Source organism: Bifidobacterium simiiventris, assembly GCF_019331715.1.
In the GTDB taxonomy this organism is placed as follows: Bacteria; Actinomycetota; Actinomycetes; order Actinomycetales; family Bifidobacteriaceae; genus Bifidobacterium; species Bifidobacterium simiiventris.
The window spans coordinates 239,619-257,113 of sequence record NZ_JAHBBG010000002.1 but is presented as its reverse complement, the minus strand read 5'-3'; the positions used below and the strand labels follow the sequence as shown (position 1 = coordinate 257,113).

The window sequence follows — 17,495 nt, the reverse complement described above, 5'->3', positions numbered from 1 at the left end:
CTTTGTGGACGACGCGCAAGATCGCGCGACACGATTATGTGAGCGCTCACAACCTTGCGGCTCCGCCATGCCACCGGTCATCCGCCATTCACTTGCCGTTCATGTTCGCAGTCCGCATGCGGTCATGCGCCTACGTGTCACATCGCGCGGACTACGCCATCGGACGGCCTCGCCACGCGCGACGGATCCACATCACAGGATCTGTTCCATGCCGATCTTGTACGGTTTGAGTCCCATCCGCTCATAGAACGCCTGCGCTCCCGGATTGCACGACCACACGTTGAGCGTCACGTTGTAGCAGCCGGCGTCCCGCGCGAAATCGAGCACATGCCGGTACAGCGTGGTGCCGACGTGCCGACCGCGGGCCGACTCGTCCACACAGATGTCGTCGATGTACAGCGTGGTGATGTCGGTGAGGATATGACTGTGCTCGTGCCGTTCGAAGATGCAGAACGCGTAACCGTACAGCGTCGCGTCGTCGGCAGCGAACATACCGAACACCGGGGTCTCGTCGTTCGCGAGGATGCCGGCCAGTTCATCGTCCGTGTATTTGGTGACGCCGGTGTTGAACAGGTCCGGGCGGCCCCGGTGGTGGACTTCCAGCACCTCGCGCAAGAGTTTGTGCAGTTGCGGGATGTCGCGCGTCTCGGCGCGGCGGATATGCATGCCGTCCGCGGCGGGCTGCGGTTCGCCGCCGTCGATGTTTCCGACGCTCTCGTTGATCACGTCATCGGGTTCGTTGCTCATAACCGTCCAGTGTAATGCGCCGCATTACGGACGTTCGCTTCGGCACGGCGGACGGCGGACAATGGAAGACAAGAAGGACCCATACCGGGTCCCGCGGGACAAAGGAGTCGTCATGAACAGCCTCACCGCACGCTCATCGGGTATCATCCGCACCATCGCCGCGCTGACCGCGATGCTGTTGTGCACGGGACTTGCCGGCTGCGGCACACCGTCCGCCGCGACATCCACCGCGCCATCACAAACTGGCACGACCACCGGCACCACGTGCAAGGGACGCGACGAGCATGTGCAATACGACTGGCAGTGGTTCGACACGATCGATGATCTGACGGCGTCATCCGACCGGATCGTCTACGCGCGCATCGTCTCGTGCTCCGAACCGCCGGCGCAGGACGACGGATACGACACCACGATCAAGGCCGAGGTGCTCGGCGCCGCCAACGGCAACGACGCGGATCCGACGGACGGACTGCCGAAGTCCGGAGACATCATCAGCATGCACGGCTACACCGCCTCCGGGTCGGGAGCCGGCAAGCTCTCCGTCGGCGGCGAGTACGTGTTCTTCCTCTCCTACCACGACGGCACGTACGCACAGCTGACGCCCGCGCTCAGCACGTTCGAGGTGACGGACGCCGATCGGAACACGCCGACGAACATCCGCAACGTGGATGGCTCGTTCCCGCTGTCCGCGACGATCGCCGTCAAGCTCGGCATCACGGACGAGCACAAGCTGACCGTGTCCGAACCGGTCAGCGACGACGATGTCAGGCGCATGGCCGCCGTCAATCAGGCGGTCGGATTCGACGACGACATGACGCACGACGAGAATGCCGATGTGGTCAATTCGTCGAAGGCATCGTGGTGGTCGGCGGCCACCGTGGACAAGAACGGCGACACCGTGCCGCCAGCCGCGACCGCCATCATGTCGCTGACCCCGGTGCCGGTCGGCAAGTACCGGCTGACAATGGTCTGCTCCGGCACCGGCAGCTTCGACGCCGAACTGACCGTTGACGAAGCGAGCACACAACATAGGACGATCAGCTGCACGCCGGACAACGTGGCGAGCAGCACCATCGACATAACCGTCTCCGACGCCGGCGAGAAAAGCTGGATTCGCTTCACCCCGACCGACGACACCAAGGCCGCCGGAGGATTCCGCTTCGACAAGATCGGCTGAGCTCCATTGCGAGCAGTGGCGCATGACTTATCCGGTCATGCGCCACTGCTCATGTCAGACGGCGGGTCCCGTCATTCGCCCGACCCGCCGTATCCTACGACGCCAGTATCGTGAACGCCATGAATTCCGTGATCATGGTCAGAAACCACAAACCGGCCATGCCAAACGGATAACGCCAGTACGGGTGACGCAGGTTCCTGACACGCATGCATCGCCAGCACACCAGCGTCAGTATGGGGAGGAACGGAACCAGCAGGATGAGCACCAACCGTTGCGGCAGATCGATCGTCCCGTGGGTCATCGAACCAGGTGCGACCCAGATGACGAACCAGGCCAGATACAACAGCCAATCCGCATGAATCCGCGTCAACCGGACGGCCAGACGATCCACCCGCTCCATACTGCGAGATATCGGCTTCATCTCAGGTTCCTTCCCGTCGGCCGGATATACGGTCTTCCGCACGCCGGTTGCTTGACGCCGGCGGTCCTGCAATTTCGGACGGCCTTACGGCCGCGCTTCGCTGGCTCGCCTGTCGGCTCACACACCGGTCCACGAATGGCGCTGCCGTTCACCTACTTTTTCTTCGGACTCCATGCGAAGTCGTTGAGGAGGTCGCTGGTCCAGTCCATGACCATCTCGCCGCTCATGGGGCCGGAACCGAGCGAGCCGGCGAATGGGGCGGGGATCGTGTACGTGTGTGTGAGCGGACGGTACTGCGCGCCGCGGTAGATGCGGTTGATGCGCATCTGGATGGATTCGGGCGGGTCGATCTTGCCGACGCGCACGTTCTTGCCTTGCGCGATGATCTCCGAAATGCCGAGCTTGCGCGCCTTCATGCGCAGCCGCGCCACGCCGAACAGCGTCTCGAACTCCTCGGGCAGCTTGCCATAGCGGTCCGTGAGCTCTTCCGCCAGTTCGCGCAGATCGTCCTCAGTGTGGGCGGCGGCGAGCTTGCGGTACGCTTCGAGCCTGAGCTTGTCGGAATCGATGTAGTCGACCGGAATCGACGCCTCGATCGGCAGGTCGATGGTCACCGCCAGCGGTTCGACGCTAACTTCCGGCGCTTTGTACGCCTCGACGGCCTCCGAGACCATACGGATGTACAGGTCGAAGCCGACGCCTTCGATGTGCCCGGACTGTTCGTCGCCGAGCAGGTTGCCGGTGCCGCGCAGCTCCAGGTCCTTCATGGCCACGTCGAAGCCTGACCCGAGCGCCGTGTTCTGCGCGATGGTGGCGAGACGGTCGTGCGACTGCTGGGTCATCGGCTTGGCCGGATCGTACAGGAAGTACGCGTACGCGCGCTCCCTGCCGCGGCCGACGCGTCCGCGCAGCTGGTGCAATTGCGAGAGGCCGAACTTGTCGGCGTTGTCGACGATGAGCGTGTTCGCGTTCGAGATATCCAGACCGGTTTCGATGATCGTGGTGCACACGAGCACGTCGATGTCGCGATGCCAGAAGTCGCGGATGATCTGGTCGAGCTGCTTCTCCCCCATCTTGCCGTGCGCGATGCCCACGTGCGCCTCGGGCACGAGCTCGTGGATCTTCGCCGCGGTCTTCGAGATGTCCTGCACGCGGTTGTGCACGAAGAACACCTGGCCGCCGCGCAGCAGCTCGCGCCGTATGGCCGCGGTGACCTGCGCATCCTCGTATGCGCCGACGTAGGTCAGCACCGGCAGACGATCCTCGGGCGGGGTCGCGAGCGTCGACATCTCGCGGATGCCGGTCACGGCCATTTCCAGCGTGCGCGGGATAGGCGTCGCGGACAGCGACAGCACGTCCACGTTCGTGCGCAGCGCCTTGAGCGTCTCCTTGTGCTCGACGCCGAAGCGCTGCTCCTCGTCGATGATGACCAGACCGAGATCCTTGAACTTGATCTTCGGATTCAACAGCTTGTGCGTACCGATCACCACGTCGACCGCACCGGATTCGAGTCCCTCGATCGTCTCGTTGATCTCCTTGGTCGTCTGGAAGCGGCTCATCGCCGCGACCGTGACCGGGAAGCCCTCGTAGCGCTCGGAGAACGTCTCGTAATGCTGCTGGACAAGCAGCGTGGTCGGCACGAGCACGGCCACCTGTTTGCCGTCCTGGATCGCCTTGAACGCGGCGCGCACGGCGATCTCGGTCTTGCCGAAGCCGACGTCGCCGCAGATCAGACGGTCCATCGGCACCGGCTTCTCCATATCGGCCTTGACCTCGTCGATCGTTGTCAGCTGATCGGCCGTCTCCTGATACGGGAACGCATCCTCCAGCTCCTTCTGCCACGGGGTGTCGGGGCTGAACGCGAAGCCGGGCGTACGCTGGCGCGCCGAATACAGTTTGACCAGGTCCTCGGCGATCTCGTGCACGTGCTTGCGCGCCTTCGCCTTGGTTTCGGCCCAGTCGGAACCGCCGAGCTTGTTGAGCTTGGGAACCTCCGCGCCGATGTATTTGCTGATCTGGTCGAGCTGGTCGGTGGGGATGAACAGTTTGTCGGCCGGGGCGCCGCGTTTGCTCGGCGCGTATTCGATGACGAGGTATTCGCGTGTGCTTTTGTTTGCGCCGGTGCCGATCTCGCGCTGTTTCATGCCGACGAACCGGCCGATGCCGTGCTGTTCGTGCACGACGAAGTCGCCGGGCTTCAGTTCCATCAGGTCGATGGCCTTGCGACGGCGTTTCGGTGTTTTCGTTTGCCCCGCGGCGGACGAACGGCCGGTCAGGTCGCGTTCGGTGAGCAGCGCAGCCTTCGCGGCCGTGTCGACGAAGCCGTCGATGGCCTGCGAGCGGATGACGTCGAACGAGGCGATGCCGGTCTCGTTGATCGCGCGCTTCAACCGCGCGAGCGTGCCCTGCGCGGCGGCGGTGACGGTGACGTGGTATCCGGCGTCGATCAGTCCTTCGATGCCGGCGGCGGCCTTCGCCTCGTCGCCGCGGTACTCGCCGGGAGTGCGTGCGGCGAGCTGCACATGGTTCGGCATGCTCGTGTCCACGCCGAAGCTGGACAGGTTCCACACGTCGTGTTCCGAGTACGCGAGCGCGTTGACGGTATCCTCGAAGTCAAGGAAGCTGGCCTGGTCGAACGTGATCGGGGCGCCCGCGCCGTGGCCGGACGCGGCGACGTGCCAGCTGGCGGCGAGGAATTCGTTCGCGGTTTTCGCGAGGTCTTCGGCGGCGCGGCGCAGTTTTTCCGGGTCGGACAGCATGACGACCGCATGTTTGTCGAGCATGCCGGTGACCGGTTCCATGTCGTCGATGAGTGCGGGCATGAGCGATTCCATGCCTTCGACGGGGATCGCGCCTGCGATGGATTCGAGCATGTCGTCGGCGTTCGGGATCTGGCCGATGAGGCTCTTCGCACGGTCGCGCACGGCCTGGGTCAGTTGCAGTTCGCGGCAGGGCGTGGCCCAGATGATGCGGATGCCGTCGCCGTAGGTGCGCTGGTCGGAGGCGTGGAATTCACGGATCGTGTCGATTTCGTCGCCGAAGAATTCGATGCGCACCGGATGCGGCGCGGTGGGCGGAAAGACGTCGATGATGCCGCCGCGTACGGCGAATTCGCCGCGGTCCATAACGAGGTCGACGCGTGTGTATGCGTTTTCGACGAGCCGTCGGGACGCTTCGTCGAGCGGCAGTTCCTCACCTTGGGTGAACACGAGCGGTTCGACGTCGCCGAGTCCTTTGACGACCGGCTGGATGAGCGAGCGTACCGGCATGACGAGGATGCGGATGGGGCCGAACATCGGGTTCGCCGTGCTCGGATGGGTGAGCCGGCGGAAGACGGCCATGCGGCTGGCGACGGTGTCGGCGCGGGGGCTGAGCCGTTCGTGCGGCAATGTCTCCCACGCTTCGAGCTGGGCGATCTCGTTCGGGTCGCCGTCGTACCAGGAGCGCAGCGAGTCGACGGTTTCCTCGGCTTCGCGGCCCGATGCGACGACGAGCACGACCGGCTTGCGGTGCGCGACGGCCGCGGCGAGCGCCGGGCGCAGTCCTTCGGGGGCTCCGACGGTGATGATCGGGCTGGTGTTGCGGTCGGTATACGCTTCGATGTCGCCGGCGGCAAGCTTGTGGAAGGTGTCGTCGCGCTCGAGCGCGGCGAGCACGCCGGCCAGCGAACCGTTGACCAGCGCGTTGTGCGTCGCCTGAGCGTCAGCGGCCATTGAACTTCTCCTGGGTCTTCGCCAGTCCGTTGAAGATGATGTCTTCGGCGGCGTCCGCGCCGTCGGCGAGGAAGTCGGGCAGCTGCTTGCGCTGGTCGGGGCCGAATCCGCCGAGCACCCAGTTGATGGTGTTGTCATGCGCGTTCGCGCCGCGCTTGGCGTGGCCGACGCCCATGCGCACGCGCGCGTACTTGGGCGTGTTCAGCGCCTTGTCGATGGATTTGATGCCGTTGTGGCCGCCCGCGGAGCCACCGGCCTTGACCTTGATGCGGCCGAATTCCAGATCCATATCATCGTGGATGACGACGATATGGTCGGGCTGGATCTGGTAGTAGGCGCTGATGGAGGCGACCGCGTTGCCCGAATCGTTCATGTACGTCAGGGGCTTGGCGAGGAAGAACTTGACGGTGCGCCCCTGCAGGTTCATCGCGCCCTTGCCGAGCATGGCGAGTCCCTTGTGGTCGGAGAACGCGACCGACCAGCGTTCGGCGAGCACGTCGGCGGTCATGAAGCCCATGTTGTGCCGCGTGTCCTCGTACTTCTTGCCCGGGTTGCCCAGTCCCACGATCAGCCAGAAATCGGATGCCATGTCTATCCCCTTGTCCTCTTCATATCGTCATATTCACCGTACCGTCACGGCGCGTCGATCGTACGCAAACACACGAATCATACCCGTTCCCGCCGTCATCGAACGAACGGCGGGAACGGGCGAGCGGCAACGCTACAGAACGCGGTACCAGTAGCTCATGTCGTGAAGCGCGTCGCTGCCGGCGGTGGCCACGGCGGCGGGCAGCAGCCCGAATCGGGTGAAGCCGAACTTGCGCATGATCGCGACCGAGCCGGCGTTGTCGGCGTAGATGATGGTCGCGACGTGACGGAAGCCGCGTTCGCGGGCCGCCGCGAGTAGCCAGTCGACCATCGCGGTGCCGAGTCCCTGCCCGTGGAACCGCCCTGCGATGTAGTAGCTCAATTCGGCGATGCCGTCATAACCGGCACGCTGGTGGAACTTCGACAGCGAGCCGAATCCTGCGGTCGCGCGTTCGCCGGTCGTCGGATCGGTCACGTCGATGACGATGACCGGATACTTTGTGCGCGGGTTGTGCGAATCGACCCATGCACGGCGCGCCTCGAGCGAGACCGGTTCAAGATCGGCGGACGCTCCCCCGCGGATCACCGCCTCGTTGTAGATGTCGGCGATGGCCTGCACATCCCGCTCTTCGGCGGAACGGATCTCGTATTTCAACATGTCTGTCGTTCCCGTCACCGTTCGAGTTCGAGAGCCTTGTTGAGGGCTTCCTGAAGCTGCTTCTGGGCTTCGCCGTAGGCGGACCAGTCGCCGTTCTTCATGGCCGAGTCGGCGTCCTTCATCGCCTGCGCGGCGTCCTCAAGCGCGGCCTTGAGATCGGCGTTGGCCGACGACGAACCGTTGCCGTTCGACTGGCTGCCGGACGTACCGTTATCCTTGCCGCTGCCGTTCGTACCGGAATCCGAACCGCCGGAACCGCTCTGTGATGTGCCGTCGTTCGCATCCGTACCGCCGGTCGCGTTCTCCGCGTCGCCTGCGGCCGCGCCGGAATCGCCGCCGAACACCTGGTCGAGCGCCTCGTCGAGCGTGTCCGCGAACCCGACCTGGTCACCGAACGCGACGAGCACCTTCTTGAGCAGCGGGAACGAGGTCGAACCGCTCGATTTCACGTACACCGGCTGCACGTACACGAGACCGCCGCCGAGCGGCAGGGTGAGCAGGTTGCCGCGCACCACGTTCGTGGAGCCGGATTGCAGCAGGTTCAGTTCCTTGGACACGTCGGCGTCGGCGTTGAAGTTGTTCTGCGCCTGACCGGGACCGGGCACGTTGGAGTCCTTGGGCAGCTCCTGCAGTCGGAGCGTGCCGTAGTTCTTGCCGATCACGCCCTTCTCGGAACCCGCGTCCGAATCGACCGACAGGAAGCCAGTCAGGATCTCGCGCGTGGACGTGCCGGCGGGGATGTACGAGGAGGTCAGCGAGAAGATCGGCTCGTTCGTACCGCCGGTCTGCAATGTCAGGTAGTACGGCGGTTGCAGGATGTCCTTGGCCTGATCGGCCTCGGATTCGGTCGGGTCGACCGGCGTCTGCCAGAAGTCCTCGCCGGAGAAGAACTGGTTCGCGGAGGTCACGTGGTACTTGGCGAGCAGTTCGCGCTGCACCTTGAAGAGATTTTCGGGGTAGCGCAGGTGGCTCATCAGGTCGCCGGAGATCTCGGAGACGGAGTGGTACTGGCCGGGGAAGATCTGCTGCCATGCCTTGATGACCGGATCGTTCTCGTCCCACACGTACAGGTCGACCGATCCGTCGTACGCGTCGACGGTGGCCTTGACCGAGTTGCGAATGTAGTTGGCCTGCTGCGAGCCGAGCCCCTTGACGGTGTCCGACGTCTCGGTGGTCGAATCGGCGGTGGCCGAACCCAGATCGGTCATCTGCGAATACGGATACGCGTCGGAGGTCGTGTAGCCGTCGACGATCCACTTGACGCGGCCGTCCACCACGGCCGGGTACACACGGCCGTCGAGCGTCAGGTACGGCGCGACCTTGGCGACTCGCTCTTTCGGGGAACGGTCGTACAGGATCTGCGACGCGGAGGTCACACGGTCGGAGAACAGGATCTGGTCGGAGCCGAAACGGATCGCGTACAACAGTCGGGAGAAGATGTTGCCGACCGACGGGCCGCCGTCGCCCTTGAACGTGGTGGTCGCACCCTCCGAGCCGGTCGGATAGTCGAACTCCCACGACTTGGTGCCTTCCGGCGCGCCGACGATCGAGTATTCGGTCGCGTTCGGCGAGAAGTAGATGCGCGGCTCGTACTTTTCGGAATCCGTGAGCTTGCCCTGGGTGGGGATGCCGGACTCGAAGAACTTCGGCTGGCCGTCGGCGGTCACCTTGTTGCCATAGGCGGCGACGATGCCGTAGCCGTGCGTGTACACGGTATGGTCGTTGACCCAGTTGCGGTTGTCGAGACCGTCGAGGTCGAGTTCGCGCGCGGCGATCACGGTGTCCTGGCTTTCGCCGTCCACATCGTACTTGTCGACGGCGAGCGTGTCCGCGAACGTGTAGTACTGCTTGGACTGCTGCAGCTGCTTGAACGTGGGCGAGACGATCTGCGGGTCGAGCAGTCGGATCTGCGCGGTGGTGTCGGCCTCGCCGGACAGCGCACCGGACTCGCCCTTGGTGGTGGCCTTATACTGCTCGACCTTCACGTCGTTCAGACCGTACGCCTGCTGCGTGGCCTTGATGTTGCGCTGGATGTACGTCGATTCCATCTCCTGCGCGTTCGGGTTGACCTTGAAGCGCTGCAACAGCATCGGCCATGCGACGGTGAGCACCATCGAGACGACGAGCGCGGCGGCGATGGCGACGACCGGCGCGCGCCACGCCTTGAGCGCGGCCACGGCGCGGACGGTGGGTTTGGCCGGGCCTTCGAGCGCGTGCGAACGCATGAGCCAGATGCCGAGGAACACACCGAGGATGGCGGTGACCGCGGCCATGATGAACGTGACCGGGATGGTGGCGTTGACGGTGGTGTAGGTCGCGCCGGTGATGCGGCTGCCCTGTTCGGTCAGGTGGGTGAACACGCCGAGCACCTGGCGGGCGGACCATGCGAGCATGTTGAGGATGAGCCAAATGGCGACCTGACGGCGGGCGCGCTTGGTGACGGCAAGGATGCCGCGGCCGTGCACGGGCATGGTGAAGCGGACGCCTCCCATGAGCACGTGGGAGATGACGGAGAACACGATGCCGACTCCGAGCAGCATGGACACGGCGGCAACCACGAGCTTCAAACCGGGCAACACGAACACGTAGAAGCCGTTGTCGAGACCGAACTGCGGGTCGGTGGTGCCGAACGACTGCGCGTTGAACATGAGCAGCACGTCGGCCCAGTTCGCATTGAACTGCGCGCCGAACACGGCGCCGACGATCAGCGAGACCACGACGGCGACACGGCGGGCGGTCTTCGAGGCAACGCCCTTGCCGATCTCGATCACGTCGCCGTTGATGCGGATCGTGGAGCCGTCGTCCGAATCGGGGCGCGCGCGAATCGCGAGCATGGCGGAGACGAAACCGGTCAGGGCCATGAGCAGCGCGTAGGCGACCCACAGGCCGACCTTGGTACCGAGCTGCGTCCACACGACGCTTTGGAAGCCGAGCTGACCGTACCACATGAGATCGGTGATGAACTGGGCGAGGCCGAAGAACAGGCCGACGATGACGACGAGCGCGAGCACGACGCCGATGAGGATCCTCGAGCCGCGGCTCACCCCGGGTATGGACGGTTGCTGCGCGATGCGTGGCGTGGCGTGGCGGCGTGGCGGCCGCGCTCCCGTACCGCCGTCATACGCCGAGGACGCGGCGTCGCCGTCCGCCTGGACGTTGAGGATCACCGGATCGTCGTCGCTGCCGTCTCCCCGGCGATCATCTTGTCGGGAGCCGTCGAACAATGGACCAAACGCATCGAAAAATGACATGTTCCCAGCGTAACGTCAGGTGCGGAACCGCTTATGCCCAGAGCTTGTCCAGAATCACCTGGCATGAGGGTCGCCATGCCGGAACGCAGGCGGAGCCGTGTGACTTGCATATGAATGAGGCTCCCTTGCGGGAGCCTCGGGATCGCGGATCATCGCATGTGTTCGGTCACAGGATGTCGGGATCGTCCTTGTCGATGGTGCCGGTGGCCTTGCCGATGGCCTTGAGGCCATGGTAGGCGACGAGGATCACGATCGTGCCGATGGCGATGCCGTTGAACTGGATGCCGCTGAACGCGAACTCGAACTGGCCGATGGCGATGATCATGACAATCGCGGCGACCATGATGTTGAGCGGCTTGTCGAAGTTGACCTTGTTCTCGACCCAGATGCGGATGCCCATCATGCCGATCATGCCGTAGAGCAAGGTGGTCACGCCGCCGAGCACGCCGGCCGGGATCGTGTTGATGATCGCACCGAACTTCGGGCACAGGCTCAGCAACAGGGCGAAGCCGGCCGCGCACCAGTAGGCGGCGGTCGAGTAGACCTTGGTAGCGGCCATCACGCCGATGTTCTCGCCGTACGTGGTGGTGCCCGAACCGCCGCCGAAGCCGGCGATCGCGGTACCGAGGCCGTCGGCGAACAGGGCGGTGCCCATCTGGTTGTCGTAGTCGCGGCCGGTCATCTGCGCGACGGACTTGACATGGCCGACGTTCTCGGCGACGAGCACGAGCACGACCGGCAGGAACATCGGCAGGATGGAGAAGTCGACCTGCGGGGTGTGGAAGTGCGGCAGGCCGATCCACGCGGCCTTGCCGATGGCGGAGAAGTCGACCTGACCGCGGGCGCAGGCGTACACGTAGCCGACGATCACGCCGAGCAGGATGTTGAGTCGGCCCGTCAGCCCCTTGAACAGCACGGCGATGAGCAGCACGGCGATCAGCGTGACGAGCGCGGTGTCGGGCGCGGCCTTGAAGTTGTTCCACACGCTCGGCGCGAGGTTGAAGCCGATGATCGCGACGATGGCGCCGTTGACGACCGGCGGCATGATGATGTCGATCCACTTCGAGCCGGCGTAATGGACGGCCACGCCGACGAGCGCAAGCAGCAGGCCGGTGACCATGATGCCGAAGCTGGCGACGGCGGGTCCCTTGTGCGCGGTGGTGACGGCGGTGATCGGCGCGATGAAGCCGAACGACGAGCCGAGGTAGCTCGGCAGCACGTTCTTGTTGATGAGCAGGAACAGCGCGGTCGACAGCGCGGTGAAGAACAGCGTGGTCGACGGGTCGAAGCCGGTGAGGATCGGCACAAGGAAGGTCGCGCCGAACATGGCGACGACGTGCTGGGCGCCGATGCCGACGGTGCGCGGCCAGGTCAGGCGTTCGTCGGGTTCGACGACCTCGCCGGGGGCGAGCGTCTTGCCGTCGCCGTGCAGCGCCCATGTGAACAGGTTCTTCATAGATGAACTCCTTCGGTTCTCTCCGAGCGGGCGCGTTACGTCATGCGCCCGCGCATCGTGAGCCATTGTAACCTGTTCACCAGTCCTTCACGTTTCGGCTTGGAACCGCACGCCGCAGATCACAGATGCGGGTCGACGGCGTGCACCACGTCCACGAGGTCGCCGTTGGACAGGGTCGGCTTCTTGAACGAACGCCAGTCGGTCACCTGCACCTCCCATTTGCCGGTCTCCTCGCTCAATACCGGACGCGCGGTCTGCTCCCAGCGGAACCGCTTGTACGTGCGTCCGGTCGCCGGATCGCGCCGCGAATAATGCAGACAGGTGCAATTCGTGATCTGCCACTCACTCGATGCGGCCCGGTGCATGAACTCCTCGTCCGAGAGATCCTCGAGCACAAGCATGAGCGCGAGCATGAGGTCGCCGTGGCTGACCATCACCACCGACTGCGCGTCGGATTTGCGATCGAGCGAGGTGAGCAGGTTGTGCACGCGGTTCTCCGCCACATCGGCGATCGACTCGCCTGCCGGCGGCCGCCAGTACAACGGGTCCGTGTTCTTGAACATCCAGTTGCGCGGATAGTTGCTGCGGAAATCGTCCTTCGTGATCGTGTTGATCTCGCCCCACGAGCGCTCCCGCAGCACGCGGTTCTCCTCCCATTTCGCCTTCGGCAGAGCCATCGTGGCTGCCGTCTCGCGCGTGCGCACGTACGGCGAGACGAGATAGCGGTCGAACAGCTGCTGCTGGTCGACAAGCCAACGACCGATGCAGTCGGCCTGTTTGCGGCCGGTCGCGGTAAGCCTCCACGAGCGGTCGGGCACGGTCACGTTATCCTGCGTGTACAGCGAGTTGTCGCCGCGATCACCGGCGCTGATGATCACGTTCGCCTCGGATTCTCCGTGGCGGATCACATACAGGTCAAGCGGCATTCCCATAAGCCGCGCTCCTTTCGTCCATATCAGTCCCGTCCTTCGCCGGCGACGTCGCCCCCGACGACGCGTCCTTGCCATTATCGGTCAGACGAACGGCAGGAAGACGCCGAGGGATGGCTATTTGATCCGGGTGATCCTATCTCCCTTGACCATGTACGCCTTGCGGGACAGATCGATCATCGGCTGGTCGAATTTGCTGTCGGTATAGAATTCGTCGACCGGCACGTCGCCGAACAGTTCACGGAACCGCTTCGGCTTGTTCGTGTTGAAGTTCAGATAGGTGACCTCCAACGTATCCGGGTCGATCGTGGATGCGACCAGATGATGCACACCGAGCCTGCGGCATGCCTCGCCCACGGTCACATCGAACGAGGCCGTGAGGATCACGTCGTCGGGCTGCGGCCGGTACCAAGGTTTGATCCTGCGCATGTTGCGGTCCCAGAACCTGCTCACCAACGCTTCCAGCCCGCCGTTGAGCCGTTCCTCCCGGGCGACGATGCGTCCAGTTTCGACGTCGTGCGCGACGCCGTCCAGAATGGCGTCCAGATCGCCTGGCCGCTCTTCGGATTCCTCGCCGTCGCACAGGGAGTTTACCGTGCGCGAGCCGGCCAGATCGTGCAGGTATTTGCGGGCGATGTCGCCGACGCCGCGTTCCATCTGCTCGAGCGTGGCCTTGCCGAGCTTGTATTTGATCGCGTACCGCAGCACAGGCGCGATATGGCGGAACACCTTCGGATCGTAGCGCGCGCTGAACAGGTACAGGTCGAACAGACTTTCGCCGTCATAGATCGTGCCGTCAAAATCGAAAACCCGCATACCGCTCCCTATTCATCGATGAGGCCATCATAACGGACACGGTACGTGGCGCCGGCTTATCGTAGGCTAATGTTTCCCGCCGTTCGGCAACCGTTCATCTGCGCGTCAGACCCACCGCTTGCGGCGAAGGCTGCCGTCCGCGCAGTTCGGACGGCCGAGCCGTCAAACGGGAAGCACTGTGTGCTTCCCGTAGGCGAGGTGAGCGTGCGCGCCTATTGCGCACGCGAAGGCTGCCGGCGGAGTTCCGCTGGCAGCACGAAGTGCATGTTCTCCTTGACCGTCTCCACCGAGGACACGTCGGTGAATCCGCGCTTCTTCAACGTCTCGATCACGCCGGACACCAGTTCGTCGGGCACGGACGCGCCGGACGACACGCCGACCGCCTCCACGCCGTCGAACCACGCCGGATCCATCTCCGAGGCGTCGTCGACCCGATGCGCCGTGCCACGGCTCCCCAGCGCATCCTGCGCGACCTCCATGAGCCGCACGGAATTGGACGAGTTGGCCGAACCGACGATCACCACGCAGTCGGACTGTTCAGCGACGAGCTTGACCGCGGTCTGGCGGTTCGACGTGGCGTAGCAGATGTCCGAGCTCGGCGGCTCCTTGAGCCACGGGAACTTGGCCTTGAGCGCGGCGATCGTGCCGGCCGTCTCGTCGATGCTCAGCGTGGTCTGGCTGAGCAGCACGAGCTTCGTGTTCGGCGCGAAGTCCAGCGAGTCCACGTCGCCGGCGTGTTCGATCAGATGCACGTGCTCAGGGTTCTCCCCCACCACGCCGACCGCCTCGTCATGCCCCTTGTGGCCGATGTAGATGATCTCGTAGCCTTCCTTGACGAACCGCAGCACCTCGCGGTGCACTTTGCTCACCAGCGGGCAGGTGGCGTCGACCACGTGCATGCCACGCGCGGAGGCCTCGGCCTTGACCGACGGCGACACGCCATGCGCGGAGAAGACGACCGGGATGCCGGCCTGAGCTGCTGCGTCAGGGATTTCGGAGAGCTCCTGCACGAACACCGCGCCCTGCGACGCGAGCTCCTCCACGACATGTTTGTTGTGCACGATCTGACGACGCACATACACCGGAGGCAGCCCGTCCTCGCGCGGCGCCCGGGAGGCCTTGAGAATCGTATGCACGGTGAGAATCGCCCGATCCACGCCCGCGCAGAAGCCGCGCGGGTCAGCCAACACGATCCGTTTCGCCATATCGTCACCTTTCCTCTTATGTTCAGCCCCACTGTACCGTTCCTCATGTCCATGCCGAAATGGGCGAAATCGGATTCGATTTCGCCCATTTCGGCACATGCATCGCGCTAGACTGGATCGTTAGCGGTAACATCCGTTACCGGACACACGAAACCACACGGACCTCACTATGGAGTGATGCATATGACGAAGAACATCCCGCCGCGCACCGGCCAACAGTATTCCATCCACTACGGCGACTGGGCCGCAGTGATCACCGAACTCGGCGCGACGATGCGCAAGGTGACGTATCAGGGCAAGAACGTGATCGTGCCGCTCGGCCCCGACGACCCGGTCACCTGCTGCCACGGCCAGCTGCTCGTCCCGTTCCCGAACCGCATCGAGGCCGGCACCTACACGTTCGAAGGCAAGACGTACACGCTGCCGATCGACGAGCACGACCGCAACACCGCCATCCACGGCTACGGCTACCGCTCCTACTGGAAGCTCGAGGAGCTGACCGAGACGTCCGTCACCCAGTCGTGGCGCGTGCCGTTCCTGCTCGGCTACCCGTTCGACGTGATCGTGACCGCCAAGCACGAGCTGGACGCGGACGGCCTGCACATCACCGTGAGCGCGTACAACAACGGCGACACGGACGCCCCGTGGGCGCTGGCGATCCACCCGTGGCTCGACAACGGCTTCAACGGCTACGGCGACGAGATCGACGGCCACAACGCGCAGTGCCGCCTGACGGTCCCGGCCGACACGCATGTGACCGTGGACGAGAACCTCATCCCGACCGGCACCGAGCCGGTGGACGGCACGAAGTACGATCTGCGCGACAACCCGCTGCTGACCGACCAGCCGTTCGACGACGCGTGGACGAACGTGCGCCACGACGCCGACGGCACCGTGACCGCCACGTTCACCCGCCCCGACGGACTGGAGATCAAGGTGGGCGGCGACGAAACGATCACCTCGTTCCAGGTGTGCACCGGCACCGGATTCCCGGCGTTCCAGCACCCGGCCGGCACTGCGGTCGAACCACAGACCGCGTATGCGAACGCGTTCAACACCGGCAACGAACTGATCGTCATCAAGCCGGGCGAGACAAGCACGACCAAGCTGTTCATCAAAGCGGAGCAGCACTGAACATATCCCGCCGACGAGTTGCGAACGTCTGCGGGATATGCGATAATCCCGTAGGCTTATTAATCTTGAAGTAAAGGAGTCCATCATGGGCATGCGCGGACGTAAGCGCAAGGATCGTCGCAAGAAGGCCGCCAACCACGGCAAGCGCCCGAACGCCTGATCCAAGCCTGTTTCAGGCTGCGTGAATAACGCTAGAGAAGCCCCCGTGCCATACATTGGCAACGGGGGCTTCTCGCATTGTCTGATATTGTCCAGCCGACGCCCCCCGAATTGGGAGACTCCGACCGGCCGCTCATTCGTCCGTATCACAGCAGCAGTGGTCGAGTGTCTCGCGGAGGCGCCGCATCAGGCATTCGGGGGCGACCTGCGGGCGAAGATAGGCACGCATCGCTTCGATCAGCGCACGTTCGCGCGCATCGCAACAGGTGGCCGGGTCAAAGCATTCCCCCGCATCATTGCCGGCGCCGGACAACGCATCCGGCTGCACGCCGGGGTGCACGGCCGGATCGGGATGCACCGTAGTGACATGCACGTCGGCGCGAACCACCGTACCGTCCGCGGTCTGACGAGTCACCGAGATGTGACGCTCCACCTGCTCGCTCATGACCGCTCCTTATGTCCGAATCCGACCGTCTTCCTGCTCTCGTCTCCATTATCGCCGTTCGCACCGTGCTTCGCGGACAGTGAACCATGGGAGGGGCCCGAGTCCTTCACGTATCCGCGCTCGCGCGCGTATGCGGACAGATCGCGTTTGAGCTGCGTGCGCGCGCGGTTGAGCCGGCTCATCACCGTGCCGATCTTCACGCCCTGCTCGTCGGCGACCTGCTGGTAGGTCTTGCCGTCGATCACCGTGTCGATGAACACCTGCCTGCGTTCGGGAGGCAGCCGGTCGAGCGCGGCCATGATCTCCTGGGGCGCAAACGTGTCGAGATACTCGTCCTCGGCCGATTTCAGTCCCTCCGACGAATGCTCGGATGCCGAATAGATGTCCCAGTCGTCATATTCGCCGGTGGAGTCGTTGGCCCGTTGAGGACGGCGCTTAGCCTTCGCGTACTGGTTGAAATAGGCGTTGCGTTCGATCGTGGTCATCCACGCCTCGAAATTCGACCCCTCCTGGAACGAGTCGAACGCCTTGAACCCGCGCTCGAACGTGTCCTGTACGAGATCCTGCGCGTCGTCGGCGTTGTTGGTCAGTTTCATCGCCTGCCGGTACAGGGCGTCCACGGCCGGCATGGCGAGCCGTTCGAACCGCTCGCGTTTCGCCGCCATCTCCGGGGTCATACCGGGCGACGGCACCGTCCGCTCCCCCTCGTCCTGTGCTGCTGCCACCTTTTCGTCTGCCACGCCTCCCCATTGTAAGGGAGAACATGCCAGCCTCACGCTAAGATGACTAACGCGAA

14 protein-coding genes and 1 pseudogene are annotated in these 17,495 nt (G+C 64.2%); 3 read left to right on the top strand and 12 right to left on the bottom strand.

The genetic code is table 11. The features are described from left to right. Positions 1-192: 192 nt before the first annotated feature. Positions 193-666, bottom strand: a complete 474-nt coding sequence (locus KIH76_RS03505; RefSeq protein ID WP_214374673.1) for a GNAT family N-acetyltransferase — start codon at positions 664-666, stop codon at positions 193-195. A 193-nt stretch (positions 667-859) separates the two neighbouring features. On the opposite strand from KIH76_RS03505, the gene KIH76_RS03500 reads away from it, so the two are divergent. Continuing rightward, positions 860-1,924, top strand: a complete 1,065-nt coding sequence (locus tag KIH76_RS03500; protein WP_214374636.1) for a hypothetical protein — start codon at positions 860-862, stop codon at positions 1,922-1,924. 94 nt (positions 1,925-2,018) lie between these two features. Here KIH76_RS03500 and KIH76_RS03495 read toward each other — a convergent pair whose 3' ends face one another. The 9 genes and pseudogenes from KIH76_RS03495 to KIH76_RS03455 form a co-directional block, all read right to left on the bottom strand. Next, the gene (locus KIH76_RS03495; protein WP_214374637.1) at positions 2,019-2,345 is read right to left on the bottom strand and encodes a hypothetical protein; all 327 of its coding nucleotides are present in this window, start codon (positions 2,343-2,345) and stop codon (positions 2,019-2,021) included. Between the two features lie 152 nt (positions 2,346-2,497). Then, positions 2,498-6,058 carry a transcription-repair coupling factor gene (mfd, locus tag KIH76_RS03490; RefSeq protein WP_214374638.1) on the bottom strand — a complete coding sequence of 1,187 codons (3,561 nt, stop codon included), beginning with the start codon at positions 6,056-6,058 and terminating at the stop codon, positions 2,498-2,500. Next, positions 6,048-6,647, bottom strand: a complete 600-nt coding sequence (gene pth / locus KIH76_RS03485) for an aminoacyl-tRNA hydrolase (protein WP_214374639.1) — start codon at positions 6,645-6,647, stop codon at positions 6,048-6,050. Before pth ends, mfd begins: the two co-directional genes overlap by 11 nt. A 132-nt stretch (positions 6,648-6,779) precedes the next feature. After that, positions 6,780-7,304, bottom strand: a complete 525-nt coding sequence (locus KIH76_RS03480) for a GNAT family N-acetyltransferase (RefSeq protein WP_214374640.1) — start codon at positions 7,302-7,304, stop codon at positions 6,780-6,782. 14 nt (positions 7,305-7,318) lie between these two features. Next, positions 7,319-10,555, bottom strand: coding sequence for a UPF0182 family membrane protein (locus KIH76_RS03475; RefSeq protein WP_219069339.1), 3,237 nt, complete (start codon positions 10,553-10,555; stop codon positions 7,319-7,321). 166 nt (positions 10,556-10,721) lie between these two features. Next, positions 10,722-12,011, bottom strand: coding sequence for a uracil-xanthine permease family protein (locus tag KIH76_RS03470; RefSeq protein ID WP_214374642.1), 1,290 nt, complete (start codon positions 12,009-12,011; stop codon positions 10,722-10,724). Between the two features lie 119 nt (positions 12,012-12,130). Continuing rightward, the gene (locus KIH76_RS03465; RefSeq protein ID WP_214374643.1) at positions 12,131-12,943 is read right to left on the bottom strand and encodes a histidine phosphatase family protein; all 813 of its coding nucleotides are present in this window, start codon (positions 12,941-12,943) and stop codon (positions 12,131-12,133) included. Between the two features lie 114 nt (positions 12,944-13,057). Then, a complete protein-coding gene (locus KIH76_RS03460; protein WP_214374644.1) occupies positions 13,058-13,756 on the bottom strand; it encodes an HAD family hydrolase in 699 nt (232 codons plus the stop codon). 212 nt (positions 13,757-13,968) lie between these two features. After that, a pseudogene (locus KIH76_RS03455) lies at positions 13,969-14,967 on the bottom strand (4-hydroxy-3-methylbut-2-enyl diphosphate reductase); the annotation flags it as partial. Between the two features lie 177 nt (positions 14,968-15,144). Here KIH76_RS03455 and KIH76_RS03450 point away from each other — a divergent pair. Both KIH76_RS03450 and KIH76_RS11745 read left to right on the top strand, forming a co-directional pair. Then, entirely contained in the window at positions 15,145-16,095 is a 951-nt protein-coding gene (locus KIH76_RS03450; protein ID WP_214374646.1) for an aldose 1-epimerase family protein, read from the top strand. Positions 16,096-16,180: 85 nt separating this feature from the next. Continuing rightward, positions 16,181-16,255 (top strand): 50S ribosomal protein bL37, encoded by a 75-nt coding sequence (locus KIH76_RS11745; protein ID WP_003817083.1) that lies wholly within the window; start codon positions 16,181-16,183, stop codon positions 16,253-16,255. A gap of 132 nt (positions 16,256-16,387) precedes the next feature. Here the strand turns inward: KIH76_RS11745 and KIH76_RS03445 are convergent, their stop codons facing one another. Beyond that, positions 16,388-16,699, bottom strand: coding sequence for a hypothetical protein (locus KIH76_RS03445; RefSeq protein WP_214374647.1), 312 nt, complete (start codon positions 16,697-16,699; stop codon positions 16,388-16,390). Then, positions 16,696-17,364 carry a sigma-70 family RNA polymerase sigma factor gene (locus KIH76_RS03440; RefSeq protein ID WP_236036817.1) on the bottom strand — a complete coding sequence of 223 codons (669 nt, stop codon included), beginning with the start codon at positions 17,362-17,364 and terminating at the stop codon, positions 16,696-16,698. The genes KIH76_RS03445 and KIH76_RS03440 overlap by 4 nt, the downstream gene beginning before the upstream one ends. Between the last annotated feature and the right edge of the window lie 131 nt (positions 17,365-17,495).